Genomic DNA, 17,493 nt, shown 5'->3' with positions numbered 1-17,493 from the left:
GAAGCAAGGAGACAGCGAAATGCCCCAGGTGTCGTTCCCCCATCGTGAGCGCCAGGCCGATCTGCGCGCCGCGGTCAGCGAGCTGTGCGCCAAGTACGACGCGGCGTACTGGGAGCGCCAGGACCGCGAGCACACCTTCCCCACGGACTTCGTCCGTGAGTTCGTCGACGCCGGCTACATGGGCGCGTTCATCCCCGAGGAGTACGGCGGCGGCGGCGGCTCGATGGCCGACATGTCCGCCATCGTCGAGGAGGTCGCCGCGTCCGGCGGCGGCCTCAACGCCACCAGCTCCATCCACATCCCGCTGCTGTGTGTGCCCGCACTGCTGTCCTTCGGCACCGAGGAACAGAAGCAGGAGTTCCTGCCGAAGGTCGCCCGCGGCGAGCTGTTCGTCACCTTCGGCGTGACCGAACCGACCGCAGGCACCGACACGATCCGGATCACCACCCGGGCCACCCGCGTCGACGGCGGATACCTGATCAACGGCGCGAAGGTGTGGAACTCGGGCGCGGTCCGCGGCGACAAGATCCTCTTCCTGGCCCGCACCAGCGCCCCCGGTGAGGCCGGTGGCCGTCGCGGCACTGGGCTGACGCTGTTCATGACGGATCTGCAGGTGCCCACTATCGACATCCGGCCGATCCCGAAGATGGTGCGTAACGCCGTCGAGTCCTGCGAGGTGTTCTTCGCGGACACGTTCGTCGCCGACCACGAGGTCATCGGTCGTGTCGACGAGGGCTTCTACCACATGCTGCACAGCCTCAACGGCGAGCGGCTGCTCATCGCCTCGGAGGCGCTCGGGCTCGGGCGGTGGGCGATCGAGAACGCCAGCCGCTACGCCAACGAGCGGATCGTCTTCGACCGGCCGATCGGCATGAACCAGTCCGTCGCGCACCCGCTCGCCAAGAGCTACCTGCAGCTGCTGGCCGGCGCCGAGATGCTCACCCGGGCGATCGACGTCTACGCCACGCAGGGCCCCGCCGCGGCGGGCCTGCTCTCCAACGCCGCGAAGTACCTCATCAGCGAGGCGGCGTTCGACGCGACCGACGCGGCCATGCAGACCTTCGGCGGCTATTCGTTCGCCCGGGAGTACCACATCGGCCGGTTCTGGACCGAAGCGCGCCTGTTCCGGGTGGGCCCGGTCAACAACCAGATGGTGCTCAACTACGTCGCCGAACGCGCCTTGGCGCTGCCCCGCAGCTACTAGGCCCGACCAGCTCGAGGGGAAGATTCTTGGTGGGAACACGCAACACGGCGGCCGCTCCGCTGGCCGGGGTACGGGTGCTCGAGGTCTCGACGCGCGCTGCCGGCGGCTACTGCGGTCGGCTGCTTCACCTGCTCGGTGCGACGGTCAGTCGCGTCACGGTGGCGCCGTCGGTGGACTGCCCGCCCGAACTGCTCGCGGAGTTCGAGGCAGCGCTGCACGCCGGCAAGGCGACGATCGGCGCCGACGACATCGCCGGCCAGGACACGGCACTGGCAACCAGCTCGATCCTGGTCGTGGACTGTCTGCACGACGACACGCACGGTGGGGCGGTCACGGCTGTTGCCCGCCGTGTCGCCGACGCCCGACCGGATACGTGCAGCCTGGTGGACGTCTCATCGCACCGCGACCCCGACATCGACGACACCGGCGGCACGTCACCGGCGTCGTCGATCATCGCGGGCGCGCACTCCGGTCTGATCAGCAGCCTGGGCAAGCCCGACCGGGAGCCGCTGTCGCTGCCGTTTGACCTGGCCGACTACTTCAGCGGTACCGAGGCGGCCACCGCGGCAGTTGTCGGTGTCCTGCTACGCGACGGCGGCGTCGACCGGGCGCTGTCGTTGGACGTCTCCGCCACCGATGTCCTGACCTATTTCATCGGGCAGATCGGTTCGAACTATCTGCCCTACGGGCGGCCCTGGCACCGCGACGGTGCCCGGGCCACCATGTCCGGCGGCTCCTACCCAGCCGCGATGTTCCCGTGCCGCGACGGCTGGATCTCCGTCATGTGCCGCACACCCGGCGAATACCGAGGGCTGCTGTCCGCGCTGGGCAACCCGCAGTGGAGCCGCAGACCGGGTTACGACGACCCGAGGATCGTCGCCATGGAACATGCCGACGAGGTCGACACGTACGTCACGGCGTGGACCACGTCGCTGACCCGCGACGAGGTCTTCGCCGCGAGCAGGCGGCACGGCTTCGCGACCGGATCGGTGCTCACCATGGCCGAGGTGCTCGTCAACGAGCACCTCAACGCCAGAGGCTTCTTCCAGCCGGTATCGTCCGGGCGGGTGGTGCCCGGCAGCCCGTTCCGTCTGGCCCGCACGCAGCCCGGCGGAGCGCCACGGGCCGCCAGGCGCAGCGAACGGCCGGCCCGGCCGAGCCTCGCGCGGCCGCTGGACGGACTGCGGGTGCTGGACATGACCTGGGTCTGGTCCGGACCGATGGTCACCGCGGCACTCGCCGACCTGGGCGCCACGGTCATCAAGATCGAGCACCGTGGCCGTCCCGATCCCACCCGGCTGCGTGGCCCGGCACTCCGCGACGGCGTGCCGATTGCCGGCCCGCTCATGGAGGTCGCGCCGTTCTTCAACCAGGTCAACCACGGCAAGCTCAGCGTCGAGGTGGACCTCAGCACCGACGACGGTGCTCGGCTCGTGCACCGACTGGCCGACCACGTCGACGTGCTGGTGGAGAACATGAGGCCGGGCGCGCTCGAGCGGCGCGGTCTGAGCTTCGATGCGCTCTCGGCCACCAACCCTGACCTGGTCATGCTCTCCATGTCGGTGTTTGGGCGGACCGGGCCGCTGCGTGACGTGCGTGGCTACGCTCCGGTGATGTCGGGAACATCCGGGCTCGATTCGCTCGTCGGCTACGGAGATGATCTCATCGGCACGTTCAACCCGGCCGTCGGCGACCCCAACGGTGCCGGCCACGGACTCGTCGCGGTCCTGGCTTCGGTCGTCGCTCAGCGCCGAGGCGCCGGCGGCTGCCACATCGACGTCTCACAGGTCGAGGCGTTGCTGAGCACACAACTGGCGCCAGTGCTGCTGCAGCAGGTCGCTGGCAACGTCGCGCCGCCGGGCAACCGCCACTCGACCTTCTGGCCGCACGGCATCTACCGCTGTGCCGGCGACGATGCATGGGTTGCGGTGGTGGCCCGCAACAACTCCGAGCGCAGCCGCCTCGCCTCGCTCGTCGGCATCGAGGTCGACGCCGACCCGGCCACCTACGAGGTGGCGCTGTCCGACTGGGCGCGCAAGCACGACGCCAGCGAAGCCGAGCACAACCTCACCGCATTGTCCATCCCGGCCGCGAGGGTGGCCGGGTTCGAAGCCGTCGAAGGGCCACGGGCACGGCGGCGCGGCCTCAACCAGTTCGTCGAGCACCCGTTTCTCGGCCGGCAGCGCGTCATGGTTCCGCCGTGGAAGTGCAACGGGCTCTCGTTCCACGCCCCGGGAGCCGCCCCGCTGCTGGGCGCCGACACCGATCAGGTGCTGCACGAGGTGCTGGGCATGAACGGCGACGAACTCGCGGCGCTTCGGGCCGCGAAGGTGATCTCGCACGACGCCGGCCAGCAGGAACGTCCCCAGCCCGTCGGGTTGACTGAAGCATGAGGAGCATCGACACAATGAACAGCGGCAAGATCCGCGTCGAGACCGACGCCGAACATCCCAATGTCTTGGTGGTGACGCTGGACAACCCTCCGGTCAACGCCCTGACCACCGCCATGTACCGCGAGATCACCGAGATCTTCCGGTCCGCTGGCAAGGCCGGTGAGCGGTGCGTGGTCCTCACCGCGGAGGGCAGCCGGGCGTTCTGCGCGGGCAGCGACAAGAACGAGCACATCGAACTCTCGCCAGGGACCGCGGTTTCGCGGTCCCGGATGCTGCGGGACTGCTTCGGCGCCATCCGGGACTGCGAGATTCCCGTCATCGCCGCCGTCGGCGGCCCTGTCCTGGGCGGAGGCATCGCGCTGGTCGGGTCCGCCGACGTCGTGGTCGCATCAGACAACGCTGCCTTCGGCGTACCCGAGATCAACGTCGGTGTCATGGGCGGCACCAAGCACATGGCACGCCTCGTGCCGGAGAAGGTCCTGCGGTGGCTGGCGTTCAGCGGTGAGAGCCTGCCTGCCGCCGACCTCGCCCGGCTCGGCGGCGTAGTGCGGCTGACGACCCGCGACGCCCTGCTGCCGGAGGCGATGGCCATGGCCGGGCGCATCGCCGCCAAGGGACCCAGCGCCGTCAGACTGATGAAGGAGATCCTGAACCTGTCCGAGCTGGGCGACCTCGCCAGCGGCTACCACATCGAGCAACTCGGGACGGCCATCATGAGCGGCATCCCGGAGTCCAAGGAAGCCGCCCGCGCAGTGAGGGAGCGCCGTGCGCCCAACTTCGCCTGAGCACGACGTCGCGTCAGCCGAAGCGCCGTTACGAGTGCGGGACATCGGCCCGGTGCGCGTACTCGAGCTCAACGACCCGCGCCATCGCAACCCGCTCACCGTGCGGCTGCGCGCGGAGCTGTGCCGGGCGATTGAGGCGGCCCGCGACAGCGCGCACTGCCGCTCGATCGTGCTGACGGGCAGCGGGGGACATTTCTGCTCCGGTGGAGACATCCACACGATGAGCCAGGACACGTCAGCGAACCAGGCCCGCATGCAGTGGGTCACCCGGCTCGTCGAAACCATCGCCGGCAGCCCGTTGCCGATCGTTGCGGCCGTCGAGGGAGCCGCATTCGGCGCCGGCATGGGCCTCGCACTGGCCAGCGACTACGTCGTCGCCGCTGAGCAGGCCCGGTTCTGCGCCTCCTTTGGAGCCATGGGACTCGGGCCCGACGGCGGCCTGTCCTGGACCCTGCCACGCGTTGTCGGTCTGCTCCGCGCCCGGCGGCTGCTGCTGTTCGGCGACGTCGTCAGCGCCGCCGAGGCACAGGCCATGGGGATGGTCAACGAAGTCTGCGCCGCGGGCACCGCCATGGACATTGCCGTCGAACGGGCGACGGCACTGGCACAACGGTCCGCGAGCGCGGTGGCAGCCGCCAAGACCGCGCTGCACCACGCCTCCAACGATCTGCACGCGGCCCTCGACCGGGAGAGCCTGGCACAAGTCGGGCTTATGGCCGGGGCGGACTTCGCCGAAGGACTCTCAGCGTTCCGGGCCAAACGACGGCCGCAGTTTCCCACCGCATCCGCGACCACGTGAAGGAAGTAGCCCTCGATGGCAGGCAGCGGCGCCGACGCGAACGAGACCGCGGCAACGATCGCGGCCGACGCCATCCGGCGACGGATCCTCCAGCAGCGCCTCATGCCTGGCATGCACGTCCGCCAGGACGAGTTGGCCACTGAGCTGGGCATGAGTCGCGTGCCGATCCGCGAGGCGCTCAAAATGCTCAGCGTCGACGGGCTGGTGACCTACGAGCCGAACCGCGGCTACTTCGTCACCCAGCTGTCGAGGTCGGAGATGCTGCAGCTCTACTGGCTGCGCGAAACGGTCGAGGACAACCTGATCAACACCGCGCGCTGGCCCACCGCGCAGGAACTGGCGGACCTGGAGGTGCAAAAGCAGCGTATGAAGAGGGCCGACATCACCGTCGAAGAGATGGTCGCCGCCGCCGACGCGTTCCACTTCGCGATCTTCGCGTTGTCGCCGAAGCACATCCTGGCCCGTGAGGTGAAGCGGTGGTGGGCAATGTCCACGGCATATCGAGCACTGTCGATCAGTATTCACATCAGGGAAGACCGGGAATCCGACGGCGATCACGACCGGTTCGTCGAGGCACTGTCCAGCCGCGACCGCACCATGCTGCTGGAGGTGTCCCGCAGACACCGCGAGACCACGGTCGCCAGGCTCCTGCCCATCCTGCCCGACCCGGGCGAGGACTCCACGCCGGGCGAGCCGGCGCCCAACCGTACGGCACAGGCAGATCCGTCCAGGCATGCACGAGGGGCACGGCGATGACAATGGGCAAGCCAATGAACCTTGACACTATCGGCGTAGGACTGGTCGGCCTGAGCGCGACCGGCGGCTGGGCCTCGGTGGCCCACGAGCCCGCCCTCGGAAAGACGCCAGGCGTGCAGTTGCGCGCTCTGAGCGCCAGCAGCGAGCAGACCGCCAGCCGCGCGAGCGAGCGCTACGGCGTGCCCGGATACGGCTCTGTGGAGCAGATGGCAGCCCGCGACGACGTTGACCTGGTGGCGGTCTCGGTCCGAGTCCCGCTGCACTACCCACTCGTCACAGCCGCCCTGCCGGCCGGCAAGAACATCTTCTGCGAATGGCCGCTGGGCAACGGCACCGAAGAGGCGCAACGCATGACCACCGAGGCCCAGCGGCTCGGCCTGCGGACGTTCGTCGGCCTCCAGGCCCGGTCTGCGCCCAACCTCAGATTTCTGCGCGACCTTGTCCATGACGGACAGATCGGCGAGGTTCTATCCACCAGTATGGTGGCCTCAGCCCGCCGATGGGGCGGCTCCTACCACCCGAAGAACGAATACCTGCTCGACCGGCGCAACGGCGCCACCATGCTCACCATCCCGTTCGCGCACACCCTCGACGCCCTCGAGATGGTGCTCGGCGACCTGCACGAGGTCAACGCGACCCTCGCCATCCGCCGGCCGCTCGTCCGCAACGTCGACACAGGTGCACTCACCCCGATGACCGGTGAAGACCAAGTCGTCCTCGCCGGCACGCTCCAATCCGGCGCCGTCGCATCGATGCATTTCCGCGGCGGCCTCTCGCGCGGCACGAAATTCCTCTGGGAGATCAACGGAACCGCCGGCGACATCGTCGTCAGTGGCGACACCGGGCAGCTTCAGTTCGCACAAGTCGACATCTTTCTGGGCAACCGCCAGCGAGATTCGCAACTCGAGCCCATGCCAACGCCCGAGCGGTACGTCCTGCCGGAGCTACGGGATCTGGGAGGCCCCGACAACTACGGATACGGCGTCGGTCACGAATACGCCCAACTCGTCCACGATCTTCGCACCGAGTCCCAGACCGTGCCCGACTTCGTCCACGCCGTCAACCTGCACAAGAAGCTCGATCTGATCCACACCGCCGCACAGACGGGTGAACGGGTCGACCTCTCCTCGGCGTCGACGGCCGCCTCCACGCCGGACCGTCACCGAGCCCCGTGATGGCCTCGCCCGCGGCGTCACGTGCGGGGTCGGACAATCCGGCTGGCCGTCGGCCACGTCTGACCCGCAGTGACGCTGCGGGTCAGGCTGTCTACTGGTGTCGTGCGCCGAAAGGGGACGTCTGATCGAAACCATGGTGAAGGTGACCGGCGTCGCGCAACGCGAGGCATGGCAGGCCCGGGCAATGCCGCCGGTCGAGCAGGTCCGGCCTGGCCTGTGGTCCGTGCCCGTGCCGATGCCAGGCAACCCGCTGCGGTACGTGCTGATCTACGTTTTCGAGCGCGTCGACGGCATCGCCATCATCGACAGCGGCTGGCCGACGCAAGAGGCATGGGATGCGCTCGTCGCGGGCCTGGCAGCCCTCGGCGCGTCCATCGCCGACGTACGGGCGACGCTGGTCACACATGTGCACTCCGATCATCACGGGCTCAGCGGCCGCGTCCGCGAAGCATCCGGCGCATGGATCGGCATGCACGCGCTCGAGGCCGCAGTCCTCAAGCAGCGCCACGACCTCGATGCCTTCGTCCGCCGCTGGTACGGCTGGGTGCTGGCCCGAGGCGGCAGCGACGCCGATGCCGATGCCCTCATCGGCACTACCGATCAGCTGCGCCAGTGGTTGGCGCTAGCCGATCCGGACCGCCTGATCGACGACGGTGACCGACCGCTGCCCGAACTGCGAGCAGTGTGGACCCCTGGCCATACACCTGGTCACCTGTGTTTCCACGATGAGACCCGCGGGCTGCTGTTCTCCGGCGACCATGTCCTGCCACGGATCAGCCCCAACATCGCGCTGCAGCCCGGGCAGCCCGACGACCCACTCGGGGACTTTCTGAACTCCCTGGAAAAGGCGGGCGCGCTGGCGGTCGACGAGGTACTACCGGCCCACGAGTGGCGCTTCGCCGGCCTCTCCGCACGCACCGACGAGCTCCTGCGCCATCACCAGACCCGGCTCGCCGAAATCCGCGCGGTGCTCGGCCGGTCACCGGGGGCCAGCACTTGGCACGTCGCCGAGCTACTGAGCTGGTCACGGACGTGGCCAGAGATTCAAGGCCCCATCCGCCGCTCCGCCGTGGCCGAGACATTCGCCCATCTCGCGCACTTGGAGCGGCTGGGCGCGATCGTGCGGAATCCGGGACCTGTCGACAGTTGGACCTTACGGCTTCCGGCCTGATGGGCGACGCCGCTGGCCGCACCATTTCGCAGAAGAACGGGCTATCGCGGCTCCGCCATGCGGTGCGGGTGGGCGGCGCGCAGCTACCGCATGGCGGTCTCGACACGGATGCCGAAGAGGCGTATCAGCCGGATCGGATCGGCGGTGACGGCGGCTTCGTGCAGGATCCGGTCGGCGCGCAGGCTGCAGGCGCGCACACCGGGGCGGTGCAGCGGCACCGAGACAACGGTTGCGGCGACGGGCGAGTGCCGGTTGGCTTCGTCCGTGATTTCGGGGTTCTGGCGCAATCCCCGTGAATGATCACTGCGACTACGCGGACCCGCTGTGGCGCTGCCGCAGCCCTGTGACCGAATCGGCTTGAGCCATTTTCCCAGCTCAGGACACACGCAGACAAACTTCACTGGCAGAAACCGCAGGCTGGACATACTTCGATGGCATGGGTGCAAGGTTTGATGGCAACGGACAGCGAGCTCGGGACCCACCGGCTGAAGTCCGATTCTTGTGTTCGTGAGTTCAGGGCCCACCCATGTGGATGGTCTGACGACCGGCGAGCCCAACGCCGTCGAGTCGCCAGTGACGTCCCTTACGCTCTCGGAACCCTGCTCACGACGGGCCGGGTCCATGTCGTGGGCCTGTCGAGGCGGTCGGTGGGCATGCCGTTCCGCCGGGGGTGACCAGGCGCTGCGGTACGCCCCGCAGCAGCGTTCAGTCTCCGGCCGGATGAGCATTCGTAGGTGCTCGGCGACCGGCGGGTCCGTCAGTGACAGGGACGGCCGGCGGTTGCCTGCTGCGGGTAGCGGCACAGGACGCCGCTGAGGTGCGGATGCGCTCCGGTGGTGGCAGCGGGCAGTGTGTCGGGCGCGCGGTCGTGTTCGACCCAGTCCACGAGTGCGGCGTGCGGGTCGGTGGGGACAGGTCCGGCCCCGCCGGAGCAGTGCCCCACGCCTGGGGCGAGGAAGACGCGGTAGAACCGGTCGGTGGCCTCGCCGCCGCCCATGGCGGATTCGACGCGGCGGCGGTAGTCGACCGTGCCCTGCGGGAAGACGGCTGGGTCGGCCAGGCCATGCCAGGTGATCATTTTGCCGCCGGCGGCGCGGAAGGCGGACAGGTCGGGATCGTCGGAGTCGATGACGGCGCCGTAGCGTGCCTGGGACTCCTCGAACAGGCGCTCGAACTCGGCGTAGCCGATGGTGGAGACGTCGAGGTGGGGTTGCCGCAGCAGGAAGTAGTGGATCCAGTCCGCGGCGACGGGGAACGGCGCGCCGTGCCTCGGCCCGAACAGGGGCTTGGTTGTGCCGGCCAGCCAGCTGAACGACGCGCCGCGCGGCAGGCCGTACCACTGCCGTTCCCCGGTGCGGGTCGTCGGGCCGTCCCAGATCCTGCCGACGATGTCGGCGTCCACCCGGCTGATCCGGATCGTCCGGCCGTGACAGCGCACGCTCGTGCCGACGAGCCGGCCGGGGTCGAACCGGCAGGTGTCGGGCCGCCCGATGATCCCGTCGAGGCGGCCGTCGTCGGTATCGCACGCCGCGATCGCGGCGCGGTTGAAGGCGGCGAACTCGCATGTGGTCGGGTACGTACCCGCCTCGTTCATGACGACCTGCGGCCAGAACTGGGCCAGGGTAAGGCGGTTCCAGGCGATGGCGGGCGCGTCGGCGAGGATGCCGTCGAAGTCGCCGGGGTAGCGCTGCGCCTCGGTCAGGCCCTGCCGGCCGCCGGTCGAGCAGCCGGTGAAGTATGAGTAGGCGGGCGGCCGGCCGTAGAACCCGGCGATCACCTGTTTCCCGATTCGGCTCATCTCGTGCACTGAGCGGTAGGCGAAGTTGGCCAACAGCCCGTCGTTGATCGGCCGGTCATGGCGCTGCGCCCAGACCGGCGGGCTCTTGGCAGTGCTCGGCACACCGGCGTCGGTGGAGGCCGCCGCGTAGCCCCGCCGGACCGCTGGGACGAGGGCGCGCTCGAACTCGCCCGCGGCGAACGCTCCGCCGCCGGTGGCCTGGAAACGGCCGTTCCACGTCGATTGTGGCAGCCACACCTGGATGCGGACCCGGTCACGAAGCGGCGGGTGCGTCAGGATGATCGTAACGTCGCAGAACGCCGGAACCCCGCTGGCAACGGGCCGACCGGGGAGGGAGGCCCGGGCACCCATGCCGTCCGGGTGGGCGACCGCGGACATCGCGAGGATCCGCGTGCCGGGCAGGGACGGCGGGGACAGGCGTGGGCAATTGCCGTGACCGGTGAGCATCACGGCGGCGGCGACGGACAACGTGAGCGCCACCGGCAGCAGGAGCGCACCGATGGCAACCAGGGGTGTTCGCATCGCTGCTCCCGTGGGGACGGCCGCGCGGGCGGACGTGCACCGACGCCTCGCTGGCTACCCGGCGCGGCCCGCGTCACACTCCGGCGGAGCGGACGGCGCCGGGCCGAGCGTCCGGCATCCGGTCGATGCATCATCGCCATTGGGACTGGCGACATAGCGGGGATGGCGCGCCGCGGGTCGGCGATCCGGATCTCGGCTCAGCCGTGCGAGTCCAAACGACCTGTACCCGGATGTACGGGCTAGCGCCTCGAGCGGGGTGTGAGGCAGCTGCCTGGCATGCTTCCCACCGTCATCCCTCTACGCGTAGGCGGTCGCGGCCGGCGGCGGCTCCGGCACTGCGCTCGTGGAGACGGGGGCCGTGTTTGCGGTCTTTGACGTGGGCGTGGGCCATGAGCCCGAACAGCACCGTGAGCAGGACTGCGGACGAGCCGAGTGTGCCCAGGTCCAGGCCGCCCTTGGTGGTGGGTTTGGTGAGCAGGTCACCGGCCGTGGCGCCCAGCGGCCGGGTGAGGACGAACGCGGCCCAGAACAAGGCCACGTTCGGGACGGCCGGCACGTACTTGAGCATGAGCAGGGCCGCGAGCACGGCGGTGATGAGGAGCGCGCCACCTCCGTAGCCGAGGCCGGAGCTGTCGGACAGGAAGTCGCCCATCGAGGTGCCCAGGGTGTTGGACACCAGGATCGCCGCCCAGAACAGCGCCTCGCCTCGGAACGTGTCGATGTCGCGGATCGCGAACGTGAGCCCGGCGTACCGCCATGCCACGAAGATGGTGACCAGCAGTGTGACGAGGATTGCCGCACCGGTGGGGTAGCCAAGCCCCAGTCCTTGCGGCCCCCAGCCGAGGGTGGCGGCGCCGGTGGGGAGGTACTTGGCGGTGGCGTCGCGATTCATGAAGTCCGAGATGGTGGTGCCGGCCATGCTCGTGGACAGGATGACGGCCCAGTAGCAGAACGGGTTGTACCGGCGGGAGCGCAGCTGCGCGAGCAGCGTGACGACGAAGATGCAGAACAGGGCGATCGTGGTGAGGAAGTAGCCCAGCTTGAGGGTCTGGGCGAACAGGTCTCCGGCGGTCTCACCGAGCGTTGTGGCGGCGATTTTCATGATCCAGAAGGCGAGGGTGACGTCGGGCAGCTTTCGCATGGCGTAGCGGCTGCCCCGAGCCAGCGCTGCTTGGGTGGTGTCCTCGGCATGCTGCATAGGGATCTCCTTGCGCCGTCGGTCGCCGAGGGCCGGCGACAGTAGGGCAAATCTGGGCAAACCTATGACAAGCCGCATAAGAAAGGCCTGAAAGTGGTTGCGACCCGCGGATCACGCTGACGCCGGTCAGCCGTGGGGCAGCGCTCTCAGCGGTTCCTTATCGGTGCGCAGCAGGCTTGAAGGGTCGGTTCAGGGGGTGATCGCATGCGGGTGCTGCTCGTGGAGGACGAGGAGGGGCTGGCCAAGACGATTCGGCAGGCGCTCAACGTCGACGGGTTCGCGGTGGACCTTGCCCTTTCCGGCACCGACGGGTTGTGGGCGGCGAAGGGGACCGTGTACGACGCGGTGGTGCTGGACATCATGCTGCCCGGGCTCAGCGGCTACGAGGTGTGCCGGCAACTGCGGGCAGCCGGCGTGTGGACGCCGGTGCTGATGCTGACCGCGAAGGACGGCGAGTTCGACGAGGCGGACGCCTTCGACCTCGGCGCGGACGACTATCTGACCAAGCCGTTCAGCTTCGTGGTGCTCGAGGCCAGGCTGCGGGCGCTCATCCGCCGGGGTGCGCCCGAGCGGCCGGCCGTGCTCACCGTCGGGGACCTCAGCCTGGACCCGGCCCGGCTGACCGTGGCGCGCGGCGACGAGCCGATTGCGTTGACGCCGCGCGAGTTCAATCTGCTGCATTTCCTGATGCGGCACCGGGGCGAGGTCGTGTCCCGCACCCAGGTCCTCGAGGGCGTCTGGGACACGTACTACGACGGCGACTCCAACGTGGTCGAGGTCTACATCGGCTACCTGCGCCGCAAGATCGACCAGCCGTTCGGGCGCACGGCGATCACGACGGTCCGCGGGGCCGGTTACCGTCTGGCGGCTGACGGCGGATAGCCTGCCCGGCCGCATGGACCCGCGTTCAGCGGGCTTTCAGGCACTCGCGCCTACGGTGCCGGTCATGCGGAATCGTTCGGTTGTGACACTGGTCATCGCGGCCGTCGTCGTCATGCTCGCGGGGTGCGGCCGGGGCGGGTCGGGTGGGGACACCGGCGGTGCCGGGGACATCCCTGACAACCAGGCGTTCGTCGAGTACCGGCCGGCGGACGGCCGGTTCAGCATCAAGGTGCCGGAGGGCTGGGCCCGTGCCGAGTCCGGCGACACAGCGACCTTCACCGACAAGCTCAACACCATCACGGTCGTCGTCGCGCCGCGGGCCACGCCGCCGGACGCCGCCAGCGGCGCCGCCGACCTCGCGGCGCTGAAGGACACCACGGCCGGGTTCACGCCCGGCACGGTGAGCACAGTCGACCGCAAGGCGGGCACGGCGGTGCTGATCACGTACCGGGCCGACTCCGCCGCGGATCCGGTGACCGGCAAGGTGGTCAGCGACGACGTCGAGCGGTACCAGTTCTGGCGGGACGCGACGCTGCTGACCGTGACCCTCGCCGGGCCGCACGGCGCCGACAACGTCGACCCGTGGCGGACCGTCACCGACTCCGTGCGGTGGCTGCCGTGACCGCACCACCGGCGGCGGTGCTACGGGCGCAGCGGCTGTACCGGTTCTTCCACGCCGGCGACGAGGAGGTGGTCGCGCTGTGCGGGGTGTCGGTGCAGCTGGCCGCCGGTGAGTGGGTCGCGGTGACCGGGCCCTCGGGGTCGGGCAAGTCGACGCTGCTGCAGTGTCTCGCCGGGCTCGACGAACCCGACGGCGGTGATGTGTGGGTCGCCGGGCAGCGCATCACCCGCCGGCCCGACACGGATCGGGCCCGGCTGCGAGCAAGGTACATCGGCGTGCTGCACCAGTCGGGGAACCTCCTGGAGCACCTCACGATCGGGCAGCAGATCCGCTTCGCCCGACGGCTCGCGGGGCAGCGGCACGACGCCGGTGTCGTCGACCGGCTCCTCGGCGCCGTCGGCCTCGACGGGCGCGGCCGGGCGCTGCCGGGGCAGCTGTCCGGAGGTGAGGCGGCCCGGGCGTCGCTCGCGGTCGCGCTGGCCAACGACCCGCCGGTGCTCATCGCCGACGAGCCGACCGGTGAGCTGGACGCGTTCACCGAGCGGGCGGTGCTGTCGCTGCTCGCCGCGCGCGCCGTCGCCGGGACCGCGGTCCTCGTCGCCAGCCACAGCCGGGCCGTCACCCGCGCCGCGCACCGGGTCGTCGAGCTCCACGACGGTCATGTCCACCAAGCCGACACCCGAACCGCAGACCGAACCGCAGACCGAACCGCAGACCGAGCCGCAGACCGAGCCGCAGACCGAGCCGCAGACCGGGGCACAGACCGGACCGGCCATGACGGGTGACGGCACCGTGCTGTTCGTCGGCACCGGGCTGGGCCGCACGTTCGGTGAGGTGACCGCCGTCGACGATGTCAGCTGCCTCGTGGTCGCCGGGGACCGGATCGCGGTGACCGGGCCGTCCGGGTCCGGCAAGTCGACGCTGCTGCACCTCGTCGCCGGCATCGACCGGCCCACCAGCGGCACCGCCACCTGGCCACGGCTGCCCGGCGGGCCGCTGCAGCACCCCGGCAGCGTCGGGATCGTGTTCCAGCAGCCGAACCTGCTGCCCGATCTCACCGCCCTCGAGAACGTGCAGCTGCCGCTGCTACTCGCCGGGCACACCGCTGAAGCGGCCGCCGAGGCCGCCGCCGAGGCACTGCGCACCCTGGAGCTCGGCCATCTTGCCGACCGGCTGCCCCACGAGCTGTCCGGCGGGCAGGCGCACCGCGTCGCCGTCGCCCGTGCCGTCGCGGGCCGGCCCGAGCTGGTCGTCGCCGACGAGCCGACCGCGGCCCTCGACGGACCGACCGCCGCCCACCTCGCCGCGGCGCTGCTGGCGACCGTCGAGCGCGTCGGCGCCGCCCTGCTGATCGCCACCCACGACGAGACCGTGGCCGCCCGGATGCGGACCAGCTGGTCGATGACGCACGGGACGCTCACCCGCACCACACCCATCGGAGCAGACACATGCTGATCTGGCTCGACGGGCTGCTGCGCCACCGCGGTGCCCGCCTGCTCGCCACCGCGGCCGGGATCGGCACCGCCGTCGCGCTGCTCGCCACCCTCGGCGCGTTCCTCAGCAGGGCACAGCAGAGCATGACCACGCGCGCCGTCGCGACCGTCGGCGTCGACTGGCAGGTACACCTGGGCGTCAACGCAGACCCGAAGACCGTCCTGGACCTGGTGCGTGCCGAACCCGGTGTCCGCACCGCGCTGCCCGTCACGTACGTGCGCGTGCCGGCGCTCGCCGCGACAATCCGCGGGTCGGTGAGCACGACCGGGGCGGCCGTCGTCGTGGGCCTGCCGGACGGCTACCGCGACCGGTTCCCGGGACAGATCCGTGACCTCGGAGGCGGTCCTGGCGACGGCAAGGGCGTGCTGCTGGCGCAGCAGACGGCGGCGAACCTGCGGGCCGTGCCCGGCACGGTCATCACGGTCCAGCGGCCCGGCCTGACGCCGGCGGAGGTGACCGTCACCGGGGTGGTGGACCTGCCGCACGCCGACACCATGTTCGCCGGGACCACGCCGGGAACCGCCGTGGCACCACCGGACAACGTGCTGCTGCTGCCGGACACCACGTTCGCGGAGATGTTCACGCCGCTGCGGGCTGTGCGGGCCGACCTGTTCACCGACGAGGTGCACGCCCGGACCGACCGGAGGCTGCCCGCCGACCCGGGCCGGGCCTACACGGCGACCGGCGGTGCCGCACGGCACCTCGACGCGGACCTCGCCGGAGCGGGCCACACCACCGACAACCTCGGCGCGGCGCTGGACGCCGCAAGGGCCGACGCCGCGTACGCCACTGCCCTGTTCCTGTTCCTGGCCACCCCAGGCGCCGTCCTCGCCGGGTTGCTCACCGCTGTCATCGTCGCCACCGCGAGCCGGCGGCGGCAGCGCGAGCAGGCGCTGCTGCGGACCCGTGGCGCCACCACCCGGCAGGTGCTGACCGTCGCCGCGGTCGAGTCCGCCGCCTGCGGAGTTCTCGGCGCCGGTCTCGGGGTGGCGGTTGCGGCGGCGCTCGGCGCGGCCGTGTTCGGCAACCCGGGCACGCCCCTGTGGTCCGCCGCCGCGGCCGTCGCCGGGGTCGCCGTGGCGGCCGCCACGGTGCTACTGCCCGCCTGGCGGTCCCTGCGCGCCGACAGTGTCGCCGTGGTGCGGGCCGGGGCCGACCACGATCGGCTGCCGCTGGTCCTGCGCCTCGGTGGTGACGTCGCCGCGCTGGCGGCCGCGTTCCTGGTGCTGCGGGCCACGTCGGCGGCCGGCTACCAGCTGGTGCTGGCGCCGGAGGGGGCGCCGCGGATCGCGGTGGACTATTGGGCGTTCGCCGGTCCGGCGCTGCTGTGGGTCGGGGCCGCGTTGCTGCTGTGGCGGCTCGTCGAGCTCGCATTGCGGTTCGGGCGTGTGCCGCTGACCAGGCTGCTGCGCGGACCCGCGGGTCCGCTGGCCGGCACGGCCGCCGCCGGGCTACGGCGGCGCCGACGGGCGGTCGCGACAGCGGTGACGTTGATCGCGCTCGCGGTCGGGTTCGCCGTGGCCGCGGCCGGGTTCACCGCCACATACCGGCAGCAGGCGGAGGTCGACGCCCGCCTCACCAACGGCGCCGACGTGACCGTGACCGCCGCCGACTCCAGCGGCGATCTGGCCGGCGCGATCGCCGGCACGCCGGGGGTGCGGCACGTGGAGACGATCCAGCACCGCTTCGCCTATGTCGGCGCGGACCTGCAGGACCTGTACGCGGTGCGGCCCGCCACGGTCACCGCCGGCGCGCACCTCGCCGACGGCTGGTTCACCGGCGGTACCGCCGCGGCGCTCATGCAACGCCTCGGCCGGCAGCCCGACGGGGTCCTCGTCTCCGCCGAGACCGTCGTGGACTTCCAGCTGCAGCCCGGCGACCGGATCACCCTGCGGGTCACCGACGCCCGGACGGGCGCGGCGACTCCCGTCGACTTCCACTTCCTCGGTGTCGTCAACGAGTTCCCGACCGCGCCGACGGACAGCTTCCTGGTCGTCAACGAGACGTATCTGACCGCGAAGGCCGGGGCGGGGCCCGGGACGCACCTCGTCGACACGGCGGGCGGGGACCCGGCGGCCGTCGCCGCCGCGCTGCGCACCCGGCTCGGGCCCGGCCCGGCCGTCACCGACATCACCACGAGCCGGGCCCTGGTCGGCTCCAGCCTCACCGCCGTCGACCTCGGCGGGCTCACCCGCATCGAGCTCGGCTTCGCGCTGGCGATCGCGGCCGCCGCGGCGGGCCTGGTCCTGGCGGTGGACATGGCGGAGCGGCGGCGCACGTTCAGTGTCGCCGCGGCGCTCGGCGCTCGGCGCCGGCATCTCGCCGGGTTCGTCGCCGGTGAGGCCGCCGTGATCGTCGGGCCGGCCGTGCTCGCGGGGGTGGCGCTCGGGGTCGGGCAGGCCCTGGTCCTGGTCGCGACGCTCAACGGCGTGTTCGACCCGCCACCGGACCGGCTCGCGGTGCCGTGGGGCTATCTCGCCGTCGTGATCGGGTCGGGCGTCGCCGCCGCGGCAGCCACCGTCGCCGCGGTGGTGGCCCGGACCCGCCGTCCCGACCTGACCCTGCTCCGCGAACCGTAACTGCGACCACAGGCCGGTCAGGTGCGGGCGACGTTGACGGCGTAGGAGGCCGCGCCCGGCACCCGCGCCGCGACGGCGTCCACGGCTCGGGCGGCGGCGCGCAGGCAGTTCCCCC

15 protein-coding genes are annotated in these 17,493 nt (G+C 70.9%); 13 read left to right on the top strand and 2 right to left on the bottom strand.

From position 1 onward, the window contains the following. The first annotated feature begins 19 nt into the window (after nucleotides 1–19). The 8 genes from ACQEVZ_RS06700 to ACQEVZ_RS06665 all read left to right on the top strand — a co-directional run bounded on the left by ACQEVZ_RS06700 (nucleotide 20) and on the right by ACQEVZ_RS06665 (nucleotide 8,579). The gene (locus tag ACQEVZ_RS06700) at nucleotides 20–1,204 is read left to right on the top strand and encodes an acyl-CoA dehydrogenase family protein (protein ID WP_433362736.1); all 1,185 of its coding nucleotides are present in this window, start codon (nucleotides 20–22) and stop codon (nucleotides 1,202–1,204) included. 29 nt (nucleotides 1,205–1,233) lie between these two features. Further along, the gene (locus ACQEVZ_RS06695) at nucleotides 1,234–3,597 is read left to right on the top strand and encodes a CoA transferase (protein ID WP_433362733.1); all 2,364 of its coding nucleotides are present in this window, start codon (nucleotides 1,234–1,236) and stop codon (nucleotides 3,595–3,597) included. A gap of 14 nt (nucleotides 3,598–3,611) precedes the next feature. Continuing rightward, nucleotides 3,612–4,382, top strand: coding sequence for an enoyl-CoA hydratase-related protein (locus ACQEVZ_RS06690; protein WP_433362730.1), 771 nt, complete (start codon nucleotides 3,612–3,614; stop codon nucleotides 4,380–4,382). A gap of 52 nt (nucleotides 4,383–4,434) precedes the next feature. Next, nucleotides 4,435–5,181: an enoyl-CoA hydratase/isomerase family protein gene (locus ACQEVZ_RS06685; protein ID WP_433362727.1), complete on the top strand. Its 747-nt coding sequence runs from the start codon at nucleotides 4,435–4,437 to the stop codon at nucleotides 5,179–5,181. Between the two features lie 15 nt (nucleotides 5,182–5,196). Next, the gene (locus ACQEVZ_RS06680; protein ID WP_433362724.1) at nucleotides 5,197–5,937 is read left to right on the top strand and encodes a GntR family transcriptional regulator; all 741 of its coding nucleotides are present in this window, start codon (nucleotides 5,197–5,199) and stop codon (nucleotides 5,935–5,937) included. A 14-nt stretch (nucleotides 5,938–5,951) separates the two neighbouring features. Beyond that, a complete protein-coding gene (locus ACQEVZ_RS06675) occupies nucleotides 5,952–7,112 on the top strand; it encodes a Gfo/Idh/MocA family protein (protein WP_433362721.1) in 1,161 nt (386 codons plus the stop codon). Nucleotides 7,113–7,245: 133 nt separating this feature from the next. Then, nucleotides 7,246–8,283: an MBL fold metallo-hydrolase gene (locus tag ACQEVZ_RS06670; protein ID WP_433362718.1), complete on the top strand. Its 1,038-nt coding sequence runs from the start codon at nucleotides 7,246–7,248 to the stop codon at nucleotides 8,281–8,283. Further along, nucleotides 8,283–8,579 (top strand): hypothetical protein, encoded by a 297-nt coding sequence (locus ACQEVZ_RS06665; RefSeq protein WP_433362715.1) that lies wholly within the window; start codon nucleotides 8,283–8,285, stop codon nucleotides 8,577–8,579. The genes ACQEVZ_RS06670 and ACQEVZ_RS06665 overlap by 1 nt, the downstream gene beginning before the upstream one ends. Before the next feature lie 461 nt (nucleotides 8,580–9,040). Here ACQEVZ_RS06665 and ACQEVZ_RS06660 read toward each other — a convergent pair whose 3' ends face one another. After that, a complete protein-coding gene (locus ACQEVZ_RS06660; protein WP_433362712.1) occupies nucleotides 9,041–10,603 on the bottom strand; it encodes a tannase/feruloyl esterase family alpha/beta hydrolase in 1,563 nt (520 codons plus the stop codon). 289 nt (nucleotides 10,604–10,892) lie between these two features. Continuing rightward, on the bottom strand, nucleotides 10,893–11,801 hold the full coding sequence (locus ACQEVZ_RS06655) for a COG4705 family protein (protein ID WP_433362709.1): 909 nt from the start codon (nucleotides 11,799–11,801) through the stop codon (nucleotides 10,893–10,895). A gap of 204 nt (nucleotides 11,802–12,005) precedes the next feature. On the opposite strand from ACQEVZ_RS06655, the gene ACQEVZ_RS06650 reads away from it, so the two are divergent. From ACQEVZ_RS06650 to ACQEVZ_RS06630, 5 genes are all read left to right on the top strand, one after another. Continuing rightward, the gene (locus ACQEVZ_RS06650; RefSeq protein ID WP_433362706.1) at nucleotides 12,006–12,683 is read left to right on the top strand and encodes a response regulator transcription factor; all 678 of its coding nucleotides are present in this window, start codon (nucleotides 12,006–12,008) and stop codon (nucleotides 12,681–12,683) included. A 64-nt stretch (nucleotides 12,684–12,747) separates the two neighbouring features. Continuing rightward, complete coding sequence (locus tag ACQEVZ_RS06645) at nucleotides 12,748–13,305, top strand: hypothetical protein (RefSeq protein WP_433362703.1); 558 nt, start codon at nucleotides 12,748–12,750, stop codon at nucleotides 13,303–13,305. After that, nucleotides 13,302–14,090: an ABC transporter ATP-binding protein gene (locus ACQEVZ_RS06640; protein ID WP_433362700.1), complete on the top strand. Its 789-nt coding sequence runs from the start codon at nucleotides 13,302–13,304 to the stop codon at nucleotides 14,088–14,090. The genes ACQEVZ_RS06645 and ACQEVZ_RS06640 overlap by 4 nt, the downstream gene beginning before the upstream one ends. Beyond that, on the top strand, nucleotides 14,080–14,760 hold the full coding sequence (locus ACQEVZ_RS06635) for an ABC transporter ATP-binding protein (RefSeq protein ID WP_433362697.1): 681 nt from the start codon (nucleotides 14,080–14,082) through the stop codon (nucleotides 14,758–14,760). Before ACQEVZ_RS06640 ends, ACQEVZ_RS06635 begins: the two co-directional genes overlap by 11 nt. Continuing rightward, entirely contained in the window at nucleotides 14,754–17,378 is a 2,625-nt protein-coding gene (locus tag ACQEVZ_RS06630; RefSeq protein WP_433362694.1) for an FtsX-like permease family protein, read from the top strand. The genes ACQEVZ_RS06635 and ACQEVZ_RS06630 overlap by 7 nt, the downstream gene beginning before the upstream one ends. Nucleotides 17,379–17,493 lie beyond the last annotated feature (115 nt).

This window comes from Dactylosporangium sp. CA-152071, from assembly GCF_050936335.1.
In the GTDB taxonomy this organism is placed as follows: Bacteria; Actinomycetota; Actinomycetes; order Mycobacteriales; family Micromonosporaceae; genus Dactylosporangium; species Dactylosporangium maewongense.
This window is presented reverse-complemented; position numbering and strand designations above follow the sequence as displayed.

What these genes read in the sequence shown, in the direction of transcription:
- ACQEVZ_RS06700 (WP_433362736.1), top strand. Translation starts at nt 20, where the DNA reads ATGCCCCAGGTGTCGTTCCCCCATCGTGAGCGCCAGGCCGATCTGCGC.
- ACQEVZ_RS06690 (WP_433362730.1), top strand. Translation starts at nt 3,612, where the DNA reads ATGAACAGCGGCAAGATCCGCGTCGAGACCGACGCCGAACATCCCAAT.
- ACQEVZ_RS06680 (WP_433362724.1), top strand. Translation starts at nt 5,197, where the DNA reads ATGGCAGGCAGCGGCGCCGACGCGAACGAGACCGCGGCAACGATCGCG.
- ACQEVZ_RS06675 (WP_433362721.1), top strand. Translation starts at nt 5,952, where the DNA reads ATGAACCTTGACACTATCGGCGTAGGACTGGTCGGCCTGAGCGCGACC.
- ACQEVZ_RS06670 (WP_433362718.1), top strand. Translation starts at nt 7,246, where the DNA reads ATGGTGAAGGTGACCGGCGTCGCGCAACGCGAGGCATGGCAGGCCCGG.
- ACQEVZ_RS06665 (WP_433362715.1), top strand. Translation starts at nt 8,283, where the DNA reads ATGGGCGACGCCGCTGGCCGCACCATTTCGCAGAAGAACGGGCTATCG.
- ACQEVZ_RS06660 (WP_433362712.1), bottom strand. Translation starts at nt 10,603, where the DNA reads ATGCGAACACCCCTGGTTGCCATCGGTGCGCTCCTGCTGCCGGTGGCG.
- ACQEVZ_RS06655 (WP_433362709.1), bottom strand. Translation starts at nt 11,801, where the DNA reads ATGCAGCATGCCGAGGACACCACCCAAGCAGCGCTGGCTCGGGGCAGC.
- ACQEVZ_RS06650 (WP_433362706.1), top strand. Translation starts at nt 12,006, where the DNA reads ATGCGGGTGCTGCTCGTGGAGGACGAGGAGGGGCTGGCCAAGACGATT.
- ACQEVZ_RS06645 (WP_433362703.1), top strand. Translation starts at nt 12,748, where the DNA reads ATGCGGAATCGTTCGGTTGTGACACTGGTCATCGCGGCCGTCGTCGTC.
- ACQEVZ_RS06635 (WP_433362697.1), top strand. Translation starts at nt 14,080, where the DNA reads ATGACGGGTGACGGCACCGTGCTGTTCGTCGGCACCGGGCTGGGCCGC.
- ACQEVZ_RS06630 (WP_433362694.1), top strand. Translation starts at nt 14,754, where the DNA reads ATGCTGATCTGGCTCGACGGGCTGCTGCGCCACCGCGGTGCCCGCCTG.